22 protein-coding genes and 2 pseudogenes are annotated in these 20,641 nt (G+C 69.8%); 15 read left to right on the forward strand and 9 right to left on the reverse strand.

From position 1 onward, the window contains the following. Positions 1-390 precede the first annotated feature (390 nt). On the reverse strand, positions 391-753 hold the full coding sequence (locus IG63_RS0119900; RefSeq protein WP_157210318.1) for a hypothetical protein: 363 nt from the start codon (positions 751-753) through the stop codon (positions 391-393). Between the two features lie 159 nt (positions 754-912). After that, on the reverse strand, positions 913-1,989 hold the full coding sequence (locus IG63_RS0119905) for a sigma-70 family RNA polymerase sigma factor (protein ID WP_051707329.1): 1,077 nt from the start codon (positions 1,987-1,989) through the stop codon (positions 913-915). A 256-nt stretch (positions 1,990-2,245) separates the two neighbouring features. Between IG63_RS0119905 and IG63_RS0119910 the strand changes: the two genes are divergently transcribed. Beyond that, entirely contained in the window at positions 2,246-2,875 is a 630-nt protein-coding gene (locus IG63_RS0119910; RefSeq protein ID WP_157210319.1) for a hypothetical protein, read from the forward strand. A gap of 162 nt (positions 2,876-3,037) precedes the next feature. Beyond that, the gene (locus IG63_RS21900) at positions 3,038-3,643 is read left to right on the forward strand and encodes a GNAT family N-acetyltransferase (RefSeq protein ID WP_051707333.1); all 606 of its coding nucleotides are present in this window, start codon (positions 3,038-3,040) and stop codon (positions 3,641-3,643) included. A 463-nt stretch (positions 3,644-4,106) separates the two neighbouring features. On the opposite strand, the gene IG63_RS0119920 is transcribed toward IG63_RS21900, so the two are convergent. After that, positions 4,107-5,591 carry a glutamine synthetase beta-grasp domain-containing protein gene (locus IG63_RS0119920; RefSeq protein ID WP_030486086.1) on the reverse strand — a complete coding sequence of 495 codons (1,485 nt, stop codon included), beginning with the start codon at positions 5,589-5,591 and terminating at the stop codon, positions 4,107-4,109. 323 nt (positions 5,592-5,914) lie between these two features. Between IG63_RS0119920 and IG63_RS0119925 the strand changes: the two genes are divergently transcribed. The 3 genes from IG63_RS0119925 (at position 5,915) to IG63_RS0119940 (ending at position 8,731) form a co-directional block, all read left to right on the forward strand. Beyond that, a complete protein-coding gene (locus IG63_RS0119925; protein WP_030486087.1) occupies positions 5,915-6,646 on the forward strand; it encodes a hypothetical protein in 732 nt (243 codons plus the stop codon). A 313-nt stretch (positions 6,647-6,959) separates the two neighbouring features. Then, on the forward strand, positions 6,960-7,646 hold the full coding sequence (locus IG63_RS21140) for a mechanosensitive ion channel family protein (RefSeq protein ID WP_051707334.1): 687 nt from the start codon (positions 6,960-6,962) through the stop codon (positions 7,644-7,646). A gap of 341 nt (positions 7,647-7,987) precedes the next feature. Next, positions 7,988-8,731, forward strand: a complete 744-nt coding sequence (locus IG63_RS0119940) for a TetR/AcrR family transcriptional regulator C-terminal domain-containing protein (protein ID WP_030486089.1) — start codon at positions 7,988-7,990, stop codon at positions 8,729-8,731. A gap of 672 nt (positions 8,732-9,403) precedes the next feature. On the opposite strand, the gene IG63_RS0119945 is transcribed toward IG63_RS0119940, so the two are convergent. Further along, positions 9,404-9,691, reverse strand: coding sequence for a hypothetical protein (locus tag IG63_RS0119945; RefSeq protein WP_030486090.1), 288 nt, complete (start codon positions 9,689-9,691; stop codon positions 9,404-9,406). Between the two features lie 101 nt (positions 9,692-9,792). Continuing rightward, complete coding sequence (locus tag IG63_RS0119950) at positions 9,793-10,293, reverse strand: MarR family transcriptional regulator (RefSeq protein WP_169741841.1); 501 nt, start codon at positions 10,291-10,293, stop codon at positions 9,793-9,795. A gap of 68 nt (positions 10,294-10,361) precedes the next feature. On the opposite strand from IG63_RS0119950, the pseudogene IG63_RS24035 reads away from it, so the two are divergent. The 3 genes and pseudogenes from IG63_RS24035 to IG63_RS0119970 all read left to right on the forward strand — a co-directional run. Continuing rightward, a pseudogene (locus IG63_RS24035) lies at positions 10,362-10,658 on the forward strand (NAD(P)H-binding protein); the annotation flags it as partial. A 351-nt stretch (positions 10,659-11,009) separates the two neighbouring features. Further along, a complete protein-coding gene (locus IG63_RS23415; protein ID WP_245604525.1) occupies positions 11,010-12,329 on the forward strand; it encodes an ABC transporter ATP-binding protein in 1,320 nt (439 codons plus the stop codon). After that, the gene (locus IG63_RS0119970; protein ID WP_030486094.1) at positions 12,326-12,943 is read left to right on the forward strand and encodes a histidine phosphatase family protein; all 618 of its coding nucleotides are present in this window, start codon (positions 12,326-12,328) and stop codon (positions 12,941-12,943) included. Before IG63_RS23415 ends, IG63_RS0119970 begins: the two co-directional genes overlap by 4 nt. A 31-nt stretch (positions 12,944-12,974) precedes the next feature. Here the strand turns inward: IG63_RS0119970 and IG63_RS0119975 are convergent, their stop codons facing one another. Then, positions 12,975-13,433 carry a BLUF domain-containing protein gene (locus tag IG63_RS0119975; protein WP_051707338.1) on the reverse strand — a complete coding sequence of 153 codons (459 nt, stop codon included), beginning with the start codon at positions 13,431-13,433 and terminating at the stop codon, positions 12,975-12,977. Between the two features lie 230 nt (positions 13,434-13,663). Between IG63_RS0119975 and IG63_RS0119980 the strand changes: the two genes are divergently transcribed. Then, positions 13,664-14,089, forward strand: coding sequence for a nuclear transport factor 2 family protein (locus IG63_RS0119980; protein ID WP_051707341.1), 426 nt, complete (start codon positions 13,664-13,666; stop codon positions 14,087-14,089). Here IG63_RS0119980 and IG63_RS24040 read toward each other — a convergent pair. After that, positions 14,019-14,360: a pentapeptide repeat-containing protein gene (locus IG63_RS24040; RefSeq protein WP_036196330.1), complete on the reverse strand. Its 342-nt coding sequence runs from the start codon at positions 14,358-14,360 to the stop codon at positions 14,019-14,021. The two genes, IG63_RS0119980 and IG63_RS24040, sit on opposite strands and share 71 nt — an antisense overlap. Positions 14,361-14,548: 188 nt before the next feature. On the opposite strand from IG63_RS24040, the pseudogene IG63_RS24045 reads away from it, so the two are divergent. Together IG63_RS24045 and IG63_RS0119990 are read left to right on the forward strand one after the other, a co-directional pair. Then, positions 14,549-14,821: pseudogene (locus IG63_RS24045) on the forward strand (alcohol dehydrogenase catalytic domain-containing protein); the annotation flags it as partial. A 158-nt stretch (positions 14,822-14,979) separates the two neighbouring features. Then, entirely contained in the window at positions 14,980-15,468 is a 489-nt protein-coding gene (locus tag IG63_RS0119990) for a zinc-binding dehydrogenase (protein WP_030486097.1), read from the forward strand. Between the two features lie 91 nt (positions 15,469-15,559). On the opposite strand, the gene IG63_RS0119995 is transcribed toward IG63_RS0119990, so the two are convergent. Further along, the gene (locus IG63_RS0119995) at positions 15,560-16,114 is read right to left on the reverse strand and encodes a hypothetical protein (RefSeq protein WP_030486098.1); all 555 of its coding nucleotides are present in this window, start codon (positions 16,112-16,114) and stop codon (positions 15,560-15,562) included. Between the two features lie 147 nt (positions 16,115-16,261). On the opposite strand from IG63_RS0119995, the gene IG63_RS22920 reads away from it, so the two are divergent. Next, the gene (locus IG63_RS22920) at positions 16,262-16,960 is read left to right on the forward strand and encodes a GAF and ANTAR domain-containing protein (protein WP_030486099.1); all 699 of its coding nucleotides are present in this window, start codon (positions 16,262-16,264) and stop codon (positions 16,958-16,960) included. Between the two features lie 97 nt (positions 16,961-17,057). On the opposite strand, the gene IG63_RS0120005 is transcribed toward IG63_RS22920, so the two are convergent. Further along, a complete protein-coding gene (locus IG63_RS0120005; protein WP_051707347.1) occupies positions 17,058-17,825 on the reverse strand; it encodes a mechanosensitive ion channel family protein in 768 nt (255 codons plus the stop codon). A gap of 170 nt (positions 17,826-17,995) precedes the next feature. Here IG63_RS0120005 and IG63_RS0120010 point away from each other — a divergent pair, with 170 nt between their 5' ends. From IG63_RS0120010 to IG63_RS0120020, 3 genes are all read left to right on the forward strand, one after another. Next, on the forward strand, positions 17,996-18,859 hold the full coding sequence (locus IG63_RS0120010; RefSeq protein WP_030486101.1) for a DUF2382 domain-containing protein: 864 nt from the start codon (positions 17,996-17,998) through the stop codon (positions 18,857-18,859). A 97-nt stretch (positions 18,860-18,956) separates the two neighbouring features. After that, entirely contained in the window at positions 18,957-19,559 is a 603-nt protein-coding gene (locus IG63_RS0120015; RefSeq protein WP_051707349.1) for a hypothetical protein, read from the forward strand. Between the two features lie 115 nt (positions 19,560-19,674). Then, on the forward strand, positions 19,675-20,415 hold the full coding sequence (locus IG63_RS0120020) for an ANTAR domain-containing protein (protein WP_030486103.1): 741 nt from the start codon (positions 19,675-19,677) through the stop codon (positions 20,413-20,415). Positions 20,416-20,641: the final 226 nt, after the last annotated feature.

The raw sequence follows: 20,641 nt of genomic DNA on the forward strand, positions 1-20,641 counted from the left end.
GCGGATAGGGACGAGGCATGGCTCTCAGCCTTTCGTGAAGGCCGTCAGTTAGCCACCAAATCTGGAACCCAGGATGTAGGTCAGGTCAAGATGTCACCTGTCCGTGCAGCAGTCCCGGCGTCATCCACGCTGCCTCCGGTGCCGTTCACCGCGGTGAACTCGCCGCCGACAGAGCGCCAGCTCTCATCCGTTCGACCGTCCTCGCCGCGCTGACCCCACCCGGACAGCCCGTACCTTGAACGATCGGCACGCCGCCAACCGCTCATGGGCGTTCGGTCCTATAGAAATCGGCAAGTTCAAGGGCGCGTCAACGACAACTCAGAATGCACCTCGCTGTGACTCCCGCACATCGGCATGTGCGGATGTCCCGTAGGCCGATGCCTACCGGTGTCAACCCACCGTGGACTCGCGCGGTTGCGGGATGACCACGTCGCGATGCTGGCGGGTGCGTGGCTGCACGGGGGTCGGGGTCGAGAGCGCCGCCGACTTTCGGAAGGTCAGGGTCGTTGTCACGAACCGCCCTTGCGGCAAGTTTCCCGAGACGGCGATCCGCGGGGGGACCGAGAGGTTGACGCGTTTGCCGGCGGGCAGCGAGACCGGGCCCTCCAGTAGCGCTGCTCGGGTGGTTCCGCGCGAGGACTTCACGGTGACGTCGATCAGCGCGTCCGGTGTCTCCGTCTTGTTGACCAGGGTGCCGACCAGGGTGCCGAGACGGCCGTCCTCGCTCACCACGGCCAGGTCGAGAGCGTCCAAGGTGCGGGAGTGGACGGCAGCCCCGGCGGGGGCTCGCGCCTGGGGTGGAGTCGTGCAGGCCGTCGCCAGGAGCAGGATCGCGAGCCCAGCCCCCAGCCGGAACCGAGTGGTCGTCCCGCGCCGGGGGGCGGGTGCCTTGATGGGCACGCGGCACCGTGGTCAGCACGCGGCCTCGTATTGGGCCCAGACGCGCTTGGGGATCCTGCCGCGCGGGGGGATGACGATGCGCTGTGTGGCGGCCCAGGCGCGTACGGTCCGGGGATCGGTCCGGGGATCGGTCCGGGGATCGGTCCGGGGATCGGGGGGGTTGTTGGGGGGCTGGTGCCGGGGCCGCTGCGGGCTTGGGTCTGGTCGTCCGGGTTGGCGGGGCGCGGCGAGCTGCGTGGGAGGTTCCTCAAGGGGACCCAGGGAGCGTCGCAAGTCGTTGAGAATGCGGGCGATCAGTCGTGAGACTTGCATCTGGGTGACGCCGATGTCCTCGGCGATCTCACGCTGGGTGAGCCCGTGGAAGAACCTCAGCTGCACGATCCGTTTGTCCCGCTCACTGAGGCTGCGCACGGCCGACGCCAGCATGACGCGCGCCTCGACGGCGCCAGACTCCGCGTTGCCGCCCGGTAGCAGTTCACCGAGGGTCGGGGCGTCTCGCTCGGGGCCGACGGGCAGGTCCAGGCGCAGCGGCGAGTAGCAGCTGTGCAGGGTCAGCGCCTCGGTGATGTCCTCGGGATCGCGGTCGAGGTGGGTGGCGAGCTCGCCGATGGTGGGGCTGCGGTCGAGCTGTCTCTCTAGCTCTGCCTGCGCCCGGTGGGTGGCATGCTGCAGCTCTTGCATGCTGCGCGGGGGTCGTACGGTCCAGCCGCGGTCGCGGAAGTGGCGTCGAAGACCACCCAGGATGGTGGGGACGCAGAAGCTGTGGAAGGAGTGGGCCAGCACTGGGTCAAATCGATGCGCCGCCTCGGTGAGACCGACGCAGGCGACCTGCTCAAGATCGTCTTGTGACTCGCCTCGGTGGCGGTAGCGGCGGGCCAGCAGTCGAGCCAGAGGCAGATTGATGGCGATGAGTTCGTGGCGGATCGACGCGTCCTCCGTGGGGTCGGAGCACTCGCGAAGGCGGGCGACCAGCGCGGCGGTGCGCTCGTCGCGCTCACGCCGTTGCACGTCGTGCGACTTTGGCTGCGCCGCCGCCGAGGCTGCGCCGCCGTCGTTGTGGGAGGTGTCGGTGGGTGGAGGGGTCGTCATGGGTACCACGCTCTTCGTGAGATCGCGTCCGGACCTGCGCTGCCGTGGGGGGAGCGGCGGGTGGACGCCGTGAGCACGCCGTTTCTTTCAGCGTAAGGCTGGGCCGACGCTCCTGCTTGACGACGAAACCCTGGCCTTGTTTACCACGTAAACAGGGTGGTTGCTACTGCAGCCGCGCATGTCGCTCAGCGGCGGTCGCTCGGCGCCGGGCGTCGTGCTCGGGAGCGTGGTCGTCGGGTCTGGGTACCTGCGCGGCGTGAAGTTCTATGCCGAGCAAGGGCCTCGTCGGGTGTGGCAGATGGCTGCCGATCTTGCCGTGGTGACATGGGTGTGGGTGGTGGTCGAGGTCGGGGGGCGCGTCGACGACAGCGTCGATGCGACCGCGAGGCAGGTGCGCCGCACCGAGGCTGCCGGCGGGAGTCTGGCCGACAACCTGGCCGGCGCGGGGGAGGCGCTCGGTCGCACGCCCCTGGTCGGCGATGACGTCCGTGCCCCCTTCGATGCTGCCGCCGGTGCCTCCCGAGGACTTGCCTCGTCAGGCGCCGAGGCGGCACAGACGATCGACACGCTGGGGACGTGGCTCGGGGTGATGGTGGTGCTGGTGGGGGTGCTGTTGGTGCTGCCCCGCTGGCTGGTGTGGCGAACCAGCTTCTTGCTGGCAGCATCCGCCTCCCGACGGCTGTGGCGTGACGGCGACCTGGAACTGCTGGCGTTGCGGGCGCTGACAACCGAGTCACTCGGCGCGCTGTCACGCCGCTCGCCTGGTGCCGCGGGGGCGTGGCGCCGCGGTGATCGCGAGGTGACGGCGGAGCTGGCGAGACAACAGATGACGGCGCTGGGACTGCGGGTCCCGGTGGGAGCTGAATCGCGCCGCAACCTGCCATGATGACGCGCCGAGCGGGTGTGGCCAGCGGGGCAAGAGGGAGTGGTCTGGAGGTGGTGAGATGCTTGACCGCACGCTCTCGGGTCGTCGGGCAGGGCGCAGCCGCGCCGACCCTCACCTAGGTCCTCGAGTCGGCACGACGGACGCCCTGCGCCGGACTGCCGCATGAGGCGTGAGGGGCAGCGTTTCCGGCTCAGCGATGGCCCCGAGGTCTGGATCCGACCGGTCCGCACGGACGACGCCGCCGGGCTGCAGCGGGCCTTCTCGCAACTGTCGGAGCGCTCGCGCCACCAGCGGTTCATGACGGGGACGCCCTTCCTCACCGATGCTCGAGCTCGCCAGCTGGCCGACCTGGATCATGTCCGACACCACGCGTTGCTGGCTTTGGCTGGCGGGAAATCGGGCGACGTCGTCGGTGTCGCCCGTTTCATTCGTGACGACGTCCGGCCCCTCGAGGCTGACCTCGCGCTGACCATCGCCGACGCATGGCAGCGTCGCGGTCTGGCCTCAGTGCTGCTCGCGATGTTGGTCGCGCGGGCTGTCGCATCCGGGGTGCGCTTCTTTGTGATGGAAATGCTGGCCGACAACATGGGCATGGCCGCCTTGGTGCGTGCCGCGGGCGGCGAGGTCGGCCCCCTGGCCGACCGGGTGGCCTCGGCCCGGCTCGACCTCTTGGCAGAGCCGACGTCGCGATGGGTAGACGCGGTAATGGACTCTGTCCTGGGGGACCTCGAGTCAGACCTCCCTGACGATGCCGGTCCGGCTCGCTGACAAAGCCCGTTGCCCGAGGCGCCGGCCGCATCGTGGCGTGCAGCGCGCATCGCCGCGTGCGTCGCTCTACCGAGGTTCGACCCGGGTGAGGTCTCCGGGAACGGCGAGGGGTGCTTCGACACGACGCGGTCGACCCAGGGGCAGGCGCGTGGACGCGAAATCGGCTGACGAGCGGGTCCACCGCTCCCCGTCCCAGTACCGGTTGTGTTGGCTGTAGATGGCTTGGCGGTACCAGCCGGGCTCACGCTCGGGCACGTCGGTCCTCCTGTGCCACGGCGGGACAGGCCGTGGCCTGAAGGGGCTTACCCGGGTGGGCTGCGGCCACGCCTGCGCGCACTGGCGGAGTGCCGCCGCGGTCGTCTGACGTCGCGTTACTCTCCCGACTCCTCAGTGGTGGAAGGCGTGCCCGGTAGGTTGAGTGCGTTGGCCCGGTCCTGGGGCGGCCCGAACTTGGCCGTGGTGCTCATCCGATGTGCCAGTGTCGGCGGATCAGGTCCTGCTGCCGTGAGGCGCCCTGAGAGGGGTCGTCGTCGGCGTCGAAGGTGCGGAGCTCGCGGAGGAGCGCGTCGACGAGACTCGCTGGGAAGACGTCGTCGGCCTCGAACATGGAGCGCTGCGCCTCTAGTGCGTCCGCGGCTTCGGTGCAGGACGAGGGGAGGGCCTCGAAGTCGGTGCCACTCTTGGTGCTCATCCGGGTGGCCTGGTCGAGACTGTCGGTTGCGGCCAGGCCGTGCCGAGCCGCGACGGCCATCCCTGCTAGGAGGAGATGCACATCGGCCGACCCGTCCGCCAGACGGAGCTCGATGGTCTGCGGGTGCGTCCCGGCCAGCAGGTCTGTTGCGGCGGCGGGCTGGACATCTTCGCTGGGGTTGGCGTGAGCGAGCATCGTCGGCAGCACGTCACCGGTCCACGCCAGTGGGACGCGTACCAGTCCGGTGCGGTCTCGCTCGCCCCAGCAGATGGCGTCTGGAGCTTCCTCGCCGTCGCTGAAGCGCAGGAAGGAGGTGGGGACGCGGTTGCCGAGAGCGCTGAGGGCGCGTGCTGCAGTCAGGTAACCGGCGATCAGCCGGCGGGCGGTATCGTTGATGCCGTCCCGGTCGACCATGGTGTTGACACCGTCGCGCACGAGACGGCTGTGGACGTGGAGGCCATTGCCGGCGCCGCCGCTGCTGACCGAGGGAGCGAAGGTGGCCTCGGCGCCGTGAGCGTGAGCGACCTCACGCACCACCCACTTGGCGATCACCAGGGCGTCCGCGGCCTGCTCCAGCGGCATCGGCTGCAGCTCGATCTCATGCTGCGCTAGCTGTCGGTGGTCTTCGAGGATGTTGCCCACCTCGCCGTGGGCGTACTTCAGCGAGATGCCCATGGTGTTCAGGTGCCCCATCACCTGCTCGCGGACCTGCTGTCCCTTGGCGAAGGGACCGGATTCCTGGTAGCCGCGCTCCGGCTCCAGCGGGAAGAGCACGTCGCGGTCCTCGACGAGGTAGTACTCGAGCTCGCCGAAGACTTCGAGGGTCATGCCGCTCTCCGCGGTCAGCGCCGCGGAGGCCCGCCGCAGGACCTGCTCGCGGGCGTAGCTCAGCGGCCGGCCGTCTTCGGCGTAGAGCGAGCACAGCACGTCGAGCGAGCGTTGCACACCGAACGGGTTGAGGAAGGCGGTGCGGTGGCGAGGGACGGCGTAGACATCGCTGGCATCGGCGTCGGCATCGGGGAACGCGCTCGAAGCATCGATGCGCTCTCCCCGCGTCAGGGTCTCGCGCAGGTGGTCGCGGGAGTTGATCGGGAAGGCGAGCGTCTTGAGTCGGCCGTCGCCGGCGACGTAGCGCAGGTTGACCTGACGCAGACCCCAGTGATCGACGACGCGGACGAGGTCGTCTGCGGTGAAGTCGGAGGGGCGCTTGCCGAGCAGGCGTACGAGGGGATGCGGTTCCAGGGCGTCGATGGGCATATCGGGCCTTACCCGATGCGGCGGTTCGCGCACGGCCGATGGCATTTCGCTATCACCCGGTGTCCCGGGTCGTCCGGCTGCTCCGCCAAAGGTCCGGGCTGCCCCGCCCAAGGTGGGGGTGAGGCCTGTCCCGCAGGCGCAGACACCGGTGTGGTGGAGGTTTACGTGTCGGAGATCGCGGTACTCGGGGCGACACCCATCGTCAGGAGGAGGCCCCTTGCACAAGGCGCTTGAGGTCGGCGGGCGGGCTCGCCCACCCCGTCTACGGGTGATGGGTGAAGCCTGGTCGGGACCCTGCAAGGATGGGGAGGTTGGGGGAGCGAATGCTGCGGCCGATCTCGGGTGATCCGGACCGCACTTGGCGTCGGTGGTGGCTGTGGTGGGCGCTGCTGTGCCTGCCCCTCGCCGCGCTCGCCGTCGTTGTGCTTGGGGTTTCGGCCGTCGCTGCGTCGATTGTGCCTGCGATGTTGGTAGGCACAGCACTGCAAGCATCAGCGCTGGCGGGCCGGGCTGACGTGGCGACCAGGCAAGCGGTCATGGCGTGTCTCCGGGCCGCGGGAGCGGCCGCGGTGATGGGGCCGGCGCTTGCGGTGCTCGGTGCGGTTGAGGGTCGGCTGGCTCTCGCCGCGGTGCTGCTGATGGTGCTGACCTGTCCGCCGTCGGTGCAGTGGTTGTCGACGCAGCTCATGCCCGGGCGGGCTACGGGTGGGTCGCGACGTGCAGGGGAAGCGCCGCGGAGTGCCGAGGCAGTGGCGAGGGACGATCACCGCTCGCACCTTCTGCGTCGCGCCTTGCTCGCTGAACCGGTCGAGGGGCTCGACGACGTCGCGCTGTGCCGCGCGTGGCGGCGCAGCTACGTGCTGCTGAGCCAGGCCCACACGAACGGGGCTCGCGCAGAGTACGTGGCGTTGCGGCAGCAGTACCTCGACGAGATGGAGCGGCGCAACGCCGCGGCACTGCAGTCGTGGCTCAGGTCAGGCCCGCGCGCGGCCGGGGGGCCCGAACGCTACTTCGTCCCCGGCGCGAAACGCAGCGACGGCACCTCCGCCGGATGACTGACGTGGCCCAGTCGGCGCGTGAGGCCAGAGAGCGAGGCGATCCGCGGCGCAGGTCTTGCACAAGCCGCCATCGTCTGGTTGGTTTACGGCGTAAACTTGCGAGGTCGTCCCGCAGTACAACCCGGGGCCGCGCTCGTCCGGTCGACCCTCCCTGTGACCACCGGGCGACCACCGAGTGACCCCCAAGTACTCAGTGCCATGCCGACCGAAACCGCAACGAGGAGACCCGCGATGACAGACGCTTTCAGGGACGGTGCGACCACCATCGCGCAGTTCGTTCCCAAGTTGGTGCTCTTCTTGCTGATCCTGGTTGTCGGGCAAGGCCATCGCCAAGGGACTCAGCTCGCTCCTGGAGCGGTTCGGCTTTGACGAAGCGGTAGAGCCTGGCGGGGTCAAGCGGGCGCTGGCGAACTCCAGGATGGACGCCAGCGACGTGGTGGCCAAGCTGATCTACTACACGTTGGTGCTGTTCGTGCTCCAGCTGGCGTTCGGGGTCTTCGGCCCGAACCCAATCAGTGAGCTGCTCACGCGGGTGATCACGTTCTTGCCGAGCCTGGTCGTCGCCATCATCATCCTGGTCGTGGCTGCTTCGATCGCTGCCGCGCTGAAGACGCTGGTCGAGGGCACCCTGGGTGGTCTCTCATACGGTTCTGCCCTTGCCAGCGCCTCGTCGGTCTTCATCCTGTTCCTCGGGATCGTTGCGGCGCTGAACCAGGTCGGCGTGGCGACGACGGTGACGACGCCGGTGCTGGTGACGATCCTGGCCACGGTCGGTGGCGTGATCGTCATTGGCGTGGGCGGTGGGCTGATCAAGCCGATGCAGCACCGGTGGGAGGACTATTTGTCCCGTGCCGAGGCGGAGGCGCCGCGCCTGAAGCGAACAGGCGGCGGCCGCTTCCGGCCCTGGCGAACAGGCGCAGCGTGTCGGCGCGTCCTGGGAGGATCACCGAGGGAGCGGGCGCGTCAGCGACGGTACGCCAGGGCCGGAGGGCCGTGACGGCCGCCGCTTCTGAGAACGCAGGTTGCGGGTTGCGGGTCGACGTGGCGGCCAATTGGACCTGGCTCTGCGGCGTCGACGCTTGGCCGAGTCGCTGTGTCGAGTCGTGAGGGATGAGAGGCGGACGGTGCAAGAGCGGGTGGAGGTCGATTCGGTGCGACGCACCCTGGACGACCTTGCCGACCGTCAGTTGACGGCGGTAGCCGTCGAGGCGGGTATCGAGGGTGCGGCAGAGTTGGAGCGAGATGTGCTGGTCCAGAGGCTGCGCACGACGCGGCGCAGCCCCGGGTGACGCCGGCTGACGACGTGGCCAGGGCTAGGATCGCGGCATTGGAGGTGCGATGTCAGCGGATGGCAGTGGCGAAGCAGACGGGAACCTCAGCGCAGGCGAGCGGCCCGGTTCCGGGCGGCCGCGTCTGGACAGGTCGCGCATCGTCGGGGCGGCGGTGTCATTTATCGATGAGCACGGTCTGCCGAGCCTGACGATGCGTCGTCTGGGAGACCAGCTCGGGGTGGAGGCGATGGCGTTGTATCGCTACGTGCCTGGCAAGGAAGACCTGTTGGACGCCGTGGTCGAAGAGTTGATGGCGCAGATGGAGGGCGACGTCGAGGTGCTAATGGCGCCGCACGACGGGTGGCAGGACTTTCTGCAGCGGATGGCACACGGGACGCGCCGTGTGGCGTTAGCCAATCCGAAGGCCTTCCCGCTGGTGACCTCGCGTCCTCCCGAGGCGCCATGGTTGCGTCCGCCGTTGCGAAGCCTCCACTGGGTCGAGCGTTTCCTTGCCGGCCTGATGGACGAGGGCTTCAGTCCCGAGGCAGCGGTCCGGGCGTATCGGGCATTCACCAGCTTCTTGTTGGGACACCTGTTGCTCGAAGTGGCCCAGCACGGTGCAGATGTCGGCCCTCTCGACGTGCTCGACGACGGGTCCATCGAACCGGGTTCACTGCAAGGCTTCCCGGTGGTTGCGGCGTTGCGACCGGCGCTCTCCGAGGACCACGCCACCGTGGAGTTCGAGGAGTCGCTGGAGAACCTGCTGGACCGGCTCGCGCTGATGCGCGCGGAGTCCCCGTCCGAACCCTGACGAGCGCGACCAGCATCGTCGTCGGGTCGTCCGTGGTGATGCTCGAGCCGTTGGTCCTTCAGTGCGGCAGTCCTGGTCCGCCCGAGGCGGGGGCATCCCACCGAAGGCGGAGGGTCGACGTCGGCGCGCCAGGCGCGGCGGAGCAAGGTTGCGACCTCGTCCCCAGCGTCGACGGCGGAGATGTGGGCGCTGGGGACGGTCTTGAAGGCGGCTCCGGGGATCAGTCGGGCGGCTCGGAGCTGTTCGGACACCGGGTAGGAAGGGTCGTTGGCCCCGGCGATCACCAGGGTGGGCGTGGTGAGACCCGACAACCTGGCGGTGAGGTCCTCACGGTCGACGAAGACGAGTCGCAACGCCTTCGCCAGCTGGCGCCGGTCGCCCTGCGTGAAGGTCTCGCGGTGCGCCAGCGTGGCCGCCGCCGTGGCGGTACCGCGACGCGTTTCGGGTAGGAAGAATCGGCGCGCGGTCATGGCGGCGAACACGGACGTGCTCCCCAGGCCGCGCGCCAGGGCGGGCAACGGCGTCGGGCGCCACCAGGTCGGTCGCCGGAAGCCGAAGGGGGTGTTGAGGCACGCGGGGTGTCGCAGGCGTCGAGGGTGCCGCAGGGCGGCATCGACTCCGACCAGGCCTCCCCAGGAGGTGCCGACCCACTGCACGCCGGGGGGATCGTCGTCATGCCCTCCACGGTTGCGCCCATGGTCGCGCCGTGGGCGGCGGCGAGGCCTCGAAGTCCAACTGCACGTGGCGGCACCCGGGGCCGAGGGGCTCGACCCGGAAGCCGGCCTCGGCGACGAGCGGCGCGCCGCTGGGTCCGGGGCTGCGCAGCAGCACGTGGACACGCTCGTGTATGACGGCCTTGAGGGTGTGTCGCCCCAGCTCGACGTCGTCGGTTCTGCTGAAGACGATCGTGCTGCCGGGACTGGTGGCGTCGCCCTCGACGCGCCAGTGGTACTCACGCACTCGTGGCCAGGTGGACCACTGCGACAAGGCTCGTTGGTCACGGAGCACCGCAAGCACGTCGGGTGCGGCACGCTCGATGACGATGCCCTCGCTTCACTGCATCAGTCTTCTCCCAGCGCCGGCGGCCGCTCGTGCACGGTGTTCGTCACCGGGCTGGCCCGCGGTTGCTCGTGCGCGCACGGAGTGCCGGGAGGCTCGGCGAGCCACGCCGCGAGCGATCGTCGCAGCGACTGAACCGACCCGCCGTCCCACGAGTGCTGCAGCTCCACCTCGAGGGCGTGAAGGTGTGCACGGGCCGCCGTCGCCAGAGCATCTCCCGTGGGGCTCAGCTGCACCGATCCTGGCCCGTCGTGCAGTAGGCCGAGGGCTTGAAGCTGCGCCACCATCACGTGGACGGACTGGCGGCTGATGGTGAGGCGTCGAGCGAGGTCTGATTGGGTGCGGTGGGCGTCGACCTCGGCGATCAGTCTCGACTGGTTGCGCGAGAGCAGCGGCCACCCGTCGGCGTGGAGACGCTCCCGCAGGGTGGCGTCGAGTCGCTCTGCGGCCAGCAGGAGGCTCAGCGCCAAGGGGGGAACGGGGGCGTTGTCTGCGCCGCTCATGTGTGTCAGTCTAACTGACAGGGAGATCGCGGTCATCGGCGGAACCGACAGGACCGGGCGGTTTGCTCGTGGAGCGGGCGGCCGTGTCGCACCGGGTGCGAGTGCTGGCCCGGCGGCCTGAGGAGACGCGCGCGGACCTCAGGCGCCTGGGCGAGGACGTCCACGTGGTGGCGGGTGACCTGCTCGACACGCACTCGATGCACGAGCTGGTCCGGGGTGGTGGGGGTGTCGTGGACGCGGTGATCAGTGCCGCCGGCCCGACTCGCGACGGAGCGTCCTCGGACTTCCGGCGCGGCGCCGACAACCTGGTGCAGGCGATGCGGGGGGCCGGGGTCGCACGCTTGGTGTGGATGACCGGTGCCGGCGTGCGCTTCCCGCACGACCGCCCAGGGGTCGTGGATCGCGCGGTCGTGGCGGCGATGCACCTGGCTACGCTTCGCCCGCCCGGTCACCCAAGCCCTCACCACCTTGAGCTTCCTGCCCTTCCTGATCCCGGGCATCGCACTCGGCGCCGCCTACATCGCACAGTTCGGAGCCCCGATCGGGCCGCTGCCCGCGCTGTACGGGACCTTCGCGATTCTCGTCATCGCCGGAGCGGCGTACACGCTGCCCTTCGCCTCGCAGTCGGGCCGCAACGCCGTCGGCCAGATCGCCAGCGACCTGGAGGAGTCGGCCACCATGGCCGGCGCCGGTCTGGGTCGGCGCCTGGCCGCATCGTGGTGCCCCTGGCCGCGCGGTCGTTGCTCGCCGGGGCCGTGCTGGTCTTCGTCAAGATGGTGCGCGACCTGTCCCTGGTGGTGCTGCTCGTCACGCCGGCGACGCCCCTGCTGTCGGTGGTGACCTACCGCTACGCCACCGAGGGCTTCGCCCAGTTCGCCAACGCCATCACCGTCATGATCGCCGCCATCTCCGTGGCCGCGACCGTCCTCGCCCGCCGTCTGCAAGGCGCGGCCCAACCCCTGGGTGGAGAAGTGACCCGAACCGCTGAGCCGATCGTGCGACCCGACGGACCCGACGAGCCGACCACCTCAGAAGTGCCGGCGATCCGGTTGCGGCGACTGACGCGTCGCTTCGGCAGCGTGACCGCCGTCGACGCCGTCGACCTCGAGGTGCCCGCAGGGTCCTTCCTGGTCCTGCTGGGACCGTCGGGGTGCGGCAAGACCACCACGTTGCGGATGCTGGCGGGCCTGGAGTCACCGTCGGGCGGCAGCATCGAGCTGGCCGGGCGTACCGTCGCCGACGGTGACGACGGGCGTACCGTCGCCCCGGCCAGACGCGGCGCCGGCCTGGTCTTCCAGAGCTACGCCCTGTGGCCCCACATGACCGTGCACGCCAACATCGCGTGGCCGCTGAAGATCGCGAAGTGGCCGAAGCCGCAACGGCAGGCGCGGGTGCAGGAGGTGATGCAGATGCTGGCGATCGACGAGCTGGCGGGGCGCTACCCCGGCGAGATCAGCGGCGGGCAGCAGCAGCGCGTCGCGATCGCGCGCACCCTCGCGCCTCAGCCCGGGGTGCTGCTCTTCGACGAGCCGTTGTCGAACCTCGACGCCAAGCTGCGCATCGAGACCCGCAGCGAGTTGCTGCGGATCCATCGCGCCACCGGTGCCACGTCGGTGTACGTGACGCACGACCAGGTGGAGGCGATGACGATGGCGACCCACGTGGCGCTGATGCGTGACGGACGGGTCGAGCAGTTCGGACCGCCCCACGAGCTGGTGTCACGTCCGGCCAGCTCCTTCGTCGCCACCTTCATGGGGACGCCACCGGCCAACCTGCTGCCGGGACCCGACGGCACCGAGCTGATGTACCGCGCCGAGAGCCTGCGGCTGGACCCGCAGGGGTCGTTGACCTTGAAGGTGCTGGAGAAGAGCCCGATGGCAGGTCGCTGGATCCTGTCGGGCACGACGCAGGGGCGCCGCGTCAGCGTGGCCACTGCCGACGAGCCGCGCGAGGGCTTCGGCGACGTGATGCGGCTCGCCACGCCGGCCACGCCCGACGCCATCTTCGGCACCGACGGGCAGCGGGTGCCCACGTGAGGTGTCTCTACCTGGTGCGGCACGGTGAGACGAGCTGGAACGCCGAGCGGCGGCTGCAGGGTCGGCACGACGTGTCGCTCTCGCCGGTCGGGGTGATGCAGGCGGAATCCCTGCGCCCGGTGCTTCGTGCGGTGCTGGGCGACGAGGTCGACCGGCCGAGTGTCGTTGTTTCCCCGCTCCGAAGAGCGCGTCAGACCTGCGAGTTGCTCGGTCTGGACGACGCGGTGGTCGACGAGCGTTGGCAGGAGGCGGACCTTGGCAGCTGGACGGGGCGAACCCGCGGCGAGCTGGTAGCCGAGGGCAACGGCAGCTACGCGGCGTGGCGAGCCGGCTCGTACTCGCCTCCCGGCGCGGAGCCGCAGCATGAGCTTCACATGCGGGTCGAGGCCGCTATAGCGGACGCCCGCGAGGGCGAGCACGTCGTGGTGGTCACGCACGGGGGACCGATCCGCGCGGTCTGCCGGCAGCTGCTAGGACTCCGACCCGACCACCTGGTACCGGTGCAGCCGGGTTCGGTGACGGTGCTCGATCTCATGGACTCCCGCGCAAGACTGAAGTACTTCAACCTCGCACCCGTCGTCGCCCACCAGCTGGCGGTCGAGCCGTCCGACTGAGACCCCGTCCCGCCTCCGGTGGGCGTGCGGCCTAGGCGCCTTGGCCCTGGTGGGACGAGCCGAGCTCGCGGTAGGACACGCGACGCATCCGATCTCGGAAGACGCGGTGGAACACCCCAGACCTGCCGGTGGCGGCAGGTGTCGTTGCGTCAGCGCGCAGGTAGGTGCTGAAGCCCGGCACGTCGTGCGCCTGCTCGGAGGTCAGCCGGTCGAAACCCATCGACCAGTCCGGGAAGCTGCGGGTCTCGATCTGGTCGCGCAGTGTGGTGAAGACGTCGCGGTGACGCGGGTCCGCGGCAATGAGGTCGTAGGTGTGCTGCACCTGAGTCTCCTCGCCCTCCAGTGTCTGCACGAAGTGCCCGTCGGCGTACAGCAGCAGGCCCGTCAGCCCGCGGTCGTGGTTACGGGCGCGCGAATGCGCGAGCAGCTCGTCGAGCTCGTCGTCGTCGAAGGTCGCCACAGCGGTGCTGAAGTACGTCAGCGAGATCATGTCCTGACGCCGAGAGGGGAGGCGTCGAGCCCTGGTCCTGGGCGGTTCGGACCCCACGGTAGGCGCTGGCCACACGCCGGCGGGCGAATTTCGTGAAGCTGCTGCATGGGCAGACCTGGCACGGGGAGATGCCGAGAGCCCTGGACCGCGGAGGTTAGGGAGGCGGTCGCCGCGGGCACCTCAACGCGTGGACCGCACAGAAAAGGCGGCATCCGCGACAGGAGGTAGGGATGCACGGGATCACCGAGCGCTTCATCGAGGCGCTGGAGGTGTTGCACGACGAGCGGCAAGTCGGGCCGCTGGTCAGTCTCTTCGCTCCGGACGCCGAGCTGCATCGGGCGGGTGAGACCCTCCCTCTGGGTGGAGGAGTGGGTGTCGAAGAGTTCTGGCTGAGCTACCGCGAGGTCTTCGCCCACGTCGAAACCACGTTCGGCCACACGGTCACCGGTGAGGACGTCGCCCTCCTGGAGTGGGTCAGCGAGGGGTCGCTGACCAACGGCGCCGACTTCCGCTACACCGGCGTGAGCGTGCTGGAGGGAGACGAGCAGTCGTTGACGGGTTTCCGCTCCTACTACGACTCGGCCATCATCGCCCGGCTGTCTTCCCCCCGGCATGGCACGGGCACGGGCACGGGCACGGGCACGGTAGAGCGTTGAGCGAGGGGTTGGCTCGCGCGGTGCCTGCTCGACGCTTGGGCTGCCCGCCGTCGATTCGGTCCTCGACCCGCCTGAGGTCGACCCGCGTGAGGTCGACCCGCCTGAGGTCGACCCGCGTGAGGTCGACCCGCGTGAGGTCGACCCGCGTGAGGTCGACCCGCGAGAGGTCGACCTGCCTGAGTCGAGTTGCTGAGGTCGAGCTGCCTGACGCCGCCCAGCCGGCAGGGCGTGTCTCGCTGTCGATGGGGGATGCCGGGCCGATGACGCCCATGATCCGTCGGCCGACCGGTTGAGCTAGGTGACGAGTGCATGACCTCGGGGCAGGTCAGCTTGGTGACCGGAGTGTCGCGCCGCACCGGGCGGTCACTGTTCGGTGGCGCTGACGCGAGCGGCGGCTGAGCCGTGCGCGCCGTACGTTTTCACGCCCACGGGTCCCCTGGAGTGCTGCGTCTCGACGAGGTGGCCGAGCCCGCGGCTCCCACAGGGAAGAGGGTCCTGGTCGAGGTGGCCGCGAGCAGCGTGAACGGCACTGATCTTGGTCTTCGACGAGGCGAACTGCCCGCGGCCACGTGGGGGCGCCTGCCGTTCGTGCCCGGATTCGACATCGCCGGGACCGTGCTTGCTTGCGGTGAGTCGGTGACCGGCTTCGTCCCCGGTGACCAGGTGATGGGGCTGCTGGGGCATGGTGGAGGCGGGTTGGCCGAGCGGCTGGTGGTGGCACAAGACCGCCTCGCCCTGGCCCCGGAGTCGGCCTCGGTCGCGGCTGCGGCAGCGCTGCCGCTGGCGGGACTGACGGCGCTGCAGGCGCTGCAGGGCCGCGCGGGACTCCAACGACGGCCTGGTGCGCGGGTTCTGGTGGTGGGTGCGGCCGGGGGATCGGGTCCTACGCCGTGCAGCTGGCGGCGATCCTGGGCGCCCGCCTCACGGCCGTGGCTCGCTCTTCGGCTTGGGGCTACCTGCGTGACCTCGGCGTTGACGACCTGCTCGACCGTGCCACGACCCCGGCCGACGCGGGGGAGGGCTACGACGTGGTGCTTGACACCACGGGCGTCTGGTCGGCTGCCGCCACGAGGCCGATCCTGGAACCGGAGGCCGGCGTCCTGGTCTCGGTGCGGCCGTTGGCGGCGGATGCGCTGGTGGGTGCGGTCGCGCGAAGGCTGCCGCGTCGCGTGGCGGACGTGGTTGCGCCGTCGCGTTGTCGGGTCAGCGCCGTGATGACCGCCGCTAGGTCCCAGGACCTCACCCGTCTGGCCACGCTGGTCGACCAGGGACGGCTCCGGGTTCCGCTCGACGGCAGCTACGGCTGGGAGGACGCCGCGCGCGCGCACGCCCACGCCGAGGCCCAGGTGTGCGGCAAGGTGGTGCTCGTACGGCCTTGACGTTGTTGGTCGACGGGCCCGTGCGAGTCGACAGACGGAGACGCCGGCGCCGCCCCCAGTGCGGCGCCGACGTGGCTCCTCGGGCTGTGGCTCAGCGGCCGGGCAGCCGGTCGAGCTGGTTGCGCACCAGGGACTGCGGTCGCTGCTGCTCACCCTGGGCAGCGCCCATCACCACCAGCACGCCGGTCACGGCCGGGATCGCCCACTGCGTGATCTTCAGCTGCTTCTGCGCCTTGGCCAGGGCCTCGCTGGCGTTGCCCTGTGGCTCGGTGGCGCCAACGGCACCTTCGTGCCCGTGCTTGTCGACCTGGCGGCCGAGGTAGCCCGAGTAGGCGGTCAAGCCCATGGCGGCAACGGTGAGCGCCGCCTTGCTGACGGTGTTGGCTCGAGCGCCTGGCTGAGCCGAGAGGCGGGCCTTGTTGGCGCCGATGAGACCGAGGCCACCGAGGGCGTGCACGCCGATCGCCGCAGTGTTGACGGGAGTCCACTTGGCCCAACCGTACGCCGCCAGCTTGGCGCGCTCTGCGGGGTCCTTGGCCTCGGCGCACGCGCCGTTCAGCCCGATCGCACCCATCAGCGAACCGCCGAACCATGCGGCCAGGCCAAGGTCGTGCGCGCTGCGCGCTGCGGTGTTCTTCTCCGACATCTGCTCTCTCCTCTGTAGTGGCGAAGCGGCGGGTTACCCGCAGCACCACCGATCCAATCGGAGAGGGCCCTTCGCCGAGCCCAGAGCGGGTAAAGTCGGGCCCGCGGCTGAGACCACGTCGCGACTCGGGCATGGGCGGAGGCGGCCATGACGCAAGATCAAGCCCGGCTGTTGACGGATCTGGCGGCGGCGCTGCACGAGGAGCGTGTCGAGGAGCCGACGGTCAGGACCGTGCTGTTGCAGGCCAGGCACGTGGTGCCCGACGCCGAGCACGCCAGCATCACGGTGCGGGCACGTCGCCAGCAGTTCCTCACGCTCGGGTCCTCCTCGCAGACGGCTTCGGAAGCGGACGCGCTGCAGTACACGCTGAAGGAAGGCCGCTGCGTCGAGGCCGCCACCGAAGGCGGCTGGTTGCGCAGCGGCGACGTGTCGACCGACCCGCGGTGGCCACGGTGGGGGCCGGAAGCCGGCAGGCTCGGGGTCCGCTCGCTGCTGAGCGTGCGGCTCATCTCGCGGGGGGAGCCCTTCGGTGCGATCAACTTGTACTCCACGGTGGATGGGCGTTTCCACGATGCTGATGAGGTCGATCGGGCGCTGCTGTGGACCACTCACGTCACCAATGCGCTGACTGCGGCACAGCAGGTCAGCGGGCTGGAGACGGCGCTCGCCTCGCGACACCTCATCGGGATGGCGCAAGGCATCGTGATGCAGCAGTTCGGCCTCACCGAGGACCAGTCCTTCTCGTTGCTGTGCCGACTCTCCTCCCATCGCAACGAGAAGTTGCGCGTCGTGGCTGCCGATATCGTCCGCACCGGCAAGCTGCCCAGCAGTCGCAAGGCTCGATAGGCGGCCGCCCAACGCCCGACAGGGGTGAAGAGGCGAAAGCGCCGCGGACCTCGAGGTCCGCGGCGCTCGTCGCCCAGGTCGAGGGGTGCTCCCAGGATCAGCGGCGGTCGCTGTCGACGTCGGCCTCGTGCTGCACCCGCGTCGTCGCCTGGCGGGCGTCGTCCTCGGCGCGGGCCTGTCCGGTCCGCACGTCGCGCTTGACCTGCTCCTTGCTGCGCCGGCCCTGCTCGTAGGCGTCCTCCAGCAGTCGTTGGGCGACCGGGCGACCACCGAGGCCGAAGGCGAGCGCCAGCCCCAGGGCAAGGGCGCCCATCGTCGCCGCGAAGGCGATGCGCACGATCTCGGGCGCGATCTGCAGCTGCTCGAGGATCATGAAGAGCGCGATCACCATCACGAGTGCGGGCAGGATCGCAGCGACGATCTTGCCGGTCGGGGTGTCGCCCATGATCCGGGCGATGCCGGCCGCGACGGCGCCGGAGATGAGTGCCGCGGCCACGAAGATGACGATGGCCACAATCACGTTGGGCAGGTAGGCCAGCACCTGGTTCATGAAGGTGGTGACCGCAGGGATCCGCAGGGCACCGATGGCCGAGAAGATGAAGAAGACGAAGATGATCCAGAAAACCACGCGGGCGATGCCGTTGGCCGGGCTGGCGCCGGGCATGAAGCGCTCCACGTACTGATGGGCGTCGGAGTCGTGCAGCAGCCGGTCCAAGCCGACCTTCTGCAGCACCTTGCGCACCACGGCCTGCACGATCTTGGCGACGATGAAGCCGATCACCAGGATGGCCACGAAGCCGAGCAGGTTCGGCAGGAACGCGAAGAGCGTGTCCACCGCCTGCTGGAAGCTGTCGCCGATGTTCATGTGTTGAGTCCTTCCGATTGTCTGCGGACGAGCCGCACGTTTACGGCGTAATACCCGGCTACGCCCTACTGATGCGAGGCGCTTCTATTCACTCGGGATGCGGAATGTGGGGCGCTGTCCCGGGTATGTCGTGCCTCACAACCGAGCCCCATTGGAAAGGTGGTCCGCTGATGTTGGATCAGGATCAGGCACGAGAGCTCGTGGGTCAGAACGCCTACGACAGCAACGGCGACAAGGTCGGCAAGATCGGTCAGGTCTTCTTCGATGACGAGTCGGGGCGCCCCGAGTTCGTCACGGTCAACACCGGCTTCTTCGGCACCAGCGAGAGCTTTGTGCCGGTCGCCGAGGCAACGGCACAGGACAACGGCCTCGCTCTGCCCTTCACCAAGGACGTGATCAAGGACGCGCCCAATGTCACCGTCGAGCAGGGGCACCTGAGCCGGGACGAGGAGCGCGAGCTCTACCGCTACTACGAGATGTCCTACACCGACATGCCGGACGAGTCCGTGCTCGCGGACCAGTCTGGTCTGGGGGGTCAGCCCGTTGCTGCACCAGAGCAGGACGTCGACGACCACGAGCGGGGTTTCGCGGCCACCGGCACCCATGCTCAGGGCGACGACGCGCTCGGCGGCACGGGTCATGACGTCTCAGGCCCCACGACCGACGAGGCCATGACGCGTTCGGAGGAGCGACTCGACGTGGGCACACGCACCGAGGAGACCGGTCGTGCCCGGCTGCGCAAGTACGTCGTCACCGAGGAGGAGCAGGTCACGGTCCCGGTGACCAAGGAGCGCGCCGTGCTCGAGCGGGAGCCGATTACGGACGCCAACATCGGCGACGCCACCGAGGGGCCTGCGATCTCTGAGGAGGAGCACGAGGTGGTGCTGCTCGAGGAGCGTCCCGTGGTGGAGAAGCGTGTCGAGCCTGTCGAGCGGGTTCGCCTCGGCAAGGAGCAGGACACCGACCAGGCGCAGGTGTCCGAGCAGGTCCGCAAGGAGCAGGTCGAGGTCGACGGCACCGTCGAAGACCGCTGAGCGTCCCGTACGAGGACGACGAGACGACAAGGAGCACGACATGAGCAGCACTCATGGCACAGGCGGGGGCCGCAAGGGCCGCCCGGACGGAGACGACGTGGTCGACGACACCGGTTCAGCCGAGCGCGGCAGGACGACGTGCCGGGAGGTGCAGGCCCGCCAGGAGGACGCCTACGGTGGGATCAAATGGGGGGCAGCCTTCTTCGGATGGCTGACGGCGATGGGCACCGCGGTGCTGCTGACCGCCGCGCTCGGCGCGATCGGCGCCGCGGTCGGTCTCGGGACGCTGTCCAGCGTTGGAGAGGCGACGTCGACCGCTCAGCAGGAGGCCGGCACGGTCGGGATTGTCAGCGGTATCGCGCTGCTGGTGGTGCTCTTCTTGGCCTACTTCTGCGGCGGCTACGTGGCCGGCAGGATGGCGCGCTTCAACGGCGCCAAGCAGGGCATGGCGGTGTGGGTCTGGGCGCTGCTCATCGCGCTCGTGGTCGCCATCGCGACGGTCGTCGCGGGGAGCGAGTTCAACGTGCTGTCCCGCCTCGACGGCTTCCCCCGGATCCCGGTCTCCGAGGGCGACCTGACCACCGGCGGGATCGTGGCCGCGGTCGCGGCCCTGGCGGTGACGCTGGCCGGAGCAGTGGTGGGTGGCCTCAGTGGCATGCGCTACCACCGCAAGATCGACAAGGCCGGTCTCGGACGCTGAGCCGGAGGTCGGCGACCGTCTGCGGGCGGTCGCCGACCCGACGCTCGGTCCGGACCGAGGCCGCCACGCGAGCCGTGCGGGCCTCGGTGCGCCGACGGCCGCGGAAGGAGCACCGATGATGACCCGACGGGTCAGCCGACGCCGCCTCACCGGTGCCGCCGGGTGGGACGACTTCTTCGGGCTCCTGGAGGACCTCACCGCCAGGAGCGGCGCCGCTGGGTTCTCCCTCGGCGTGCTCGACGGCGACCGGGTCAGCACCTTCAACGATGGCTTCCCCGGCGTCACCTCCGCCGACTACCGCTACGTGGCGCTCTCCGCGTCGTTGCCGGGTCCCGCTGCGCTGCGCTCGGGGGCCGCGGCGTACCTGCACGACGAGCGGGAGACGCGGGCCACCTTCCCCCAAGCCATCGCGGTACACGAGCAGACCTCCTACGAGGCAGCGGCGGTGCTGCTGCTGCCCGAGGACGTCACGACAGGCGCCCTGCTCGGCTACCTGGCGCTGCACTTCGTCGGGCCACGACTCTTCGGTGCCGCCGAGCGTGCCCGCCTGGAGGCCGCCGCTCTTGTCGTGGCCCGTGAGCTGTGTCGGCTGGTCGCCAGCACCAGCGGCGACCTCCGACCGCCCACGATCGAGGAGATGTCTCTGCCGCAGCTGCGTCTTGAGGTGCACGGCCTGCGCGAGGCGATCCAGAGTCGCGCCGAGCTCGAGCAGGCCAAGGGCGTGCTGATGGAGCGCTACGGCATCGATGCGACAGCCGCGTGCCTGCTGTTGCGTCGGTGGTCCAACGAGCAGGGCCTCAAAGTCCGCGAGGTGGCACACACCGTCGTGACGGAGGTGGGGGACAGATCCCGCTGAGGTTAGGCCCAACGTAGTCGGGCCACCTCAGGTCGTCTCCGTCGTGGGTGCCACCACGCGTTCGGCGCCCGAGATCGTCTCGAGGCACGACCTTTGGCTGCGGCCCCACCGCAGGGCATCCAGTTCGTCGACCGGCTGGGCGGCGCCATGGTGGCCTAGATTGGCTCGTCGCGCCAGGCACAGAGTCCCGATGTGATCGAAGGACGGCAGCGCCTCGCGCGCTGGG

Origin of the sequence: Nocardioides aequoreus, assembly GCF_000720335.1 — a bacterium.
Taxonomy (GTDB): Bacteria; Actinomycetota; Actinomycetes; order Propionibacteriales; family Nocardioidaceae; genus Marmoricola; species Marmoricola aequoreus.

Bases quoted from the DNA above. Each gene is read 5' to 3' on its own strand.
- IG63_RS0119905 (WP_051707329.1), bottom strand. From the start codon at position 1,989: ATGACGACCCCTCCACCCACCGACACCTCCCACAACGACGGCGGCGCA.
- IG63_RS21900 (WP_051707333.1), top strand. From the start codon at position 3,038: ATGAGGCGTGAGGGGCAGCGTTTCCGGCTCAGCGATGGCCCCGAGGTC.
- IG63_RS0119920 (WP_030486086.1), bottom strand. From the start codon at position 5,591: ATGCCCATCGACGCCCTGGAACCGCATCCCCTCGTACGCCTGCTCGGC.
- IG63_RS0119925 (WP_030486087.1), top strand. From the start codon at position 5,915: ATGCTGCGGCCGATCTCGGGTGATCCGGACCGCACTTGGCGTCGGTGG.
- IG63_RS0119940 (WP_030486089.1), top strand. From the start codon at position 7,988: ATGTCAGCGGATGGCAGTGGCGAAGCAGACGGGAACCTCAGCGCAGGC.
- IG63_RS0119950 (WP_169741841.1), bottom strand. From the start codon at position 10,293: ATGAGCGGCGCAGACAACGCCCCCGTTCCCCCCTTGGCGCTGAGCCTC.
- IG63_RS0119975 (WP_051707338.1), bottom strand. From the start codon at position 13,433: ATGATCTCGCTGACGTACTTCAGCACCGCTGTGGCGACCTTCGACGAC.
- IG63_RS0119980 (WP_051707341.1), top strand. From the start codon at position 13,664: ATGCACGGGATCACCGAGCGCTTCATCGAGGCGCTGGAGGTGTTGCAC.
- IG63_RS24040 (WP_036196330.1), bottom strand. From the start codon at position 14,360: ATGGGCGTCATCGGCCCGGCATCCCCCATCGACAGCGAGACACGCCCT.
- IG63_RS0119995 (WP_030486098.1), bottom strand. From the start codon at position 16,114: ATGTCGGAGAAGAACACCGCAGCGCGCAGCGCGCACGACCTTGGCCTG.
- IG63_RS22920 (WP_030486099.1), top strand. From the start codon at position 16,262: ATGACGCAAGATCAAGCCCGGCTGTTGACGGATCTGGCGGCGGCGCTG.
- IG63_RS0120005 (WP_051707347.1), bottom strand. From the start codon at position 17,825: ATGAACATCGGCGACAGCTTCCAGCAGGCGGTGGACACGCTCTTCGCG.
- IG63_RS0120010 (WP_030486101.1), top strand. From the start codon at position 17,996: ATGTTGGATCAGGATCAGGCACGAGAGCTCGTGGGTCAGAACGCCTAC.
- IG63_RS0120020 (WP_030486103.1), top strand. From the start codon at position 19,675: ATGATGACCCGACGGGTCAGCCGACGCCGCCTCACCGGTGCCGCCGGG.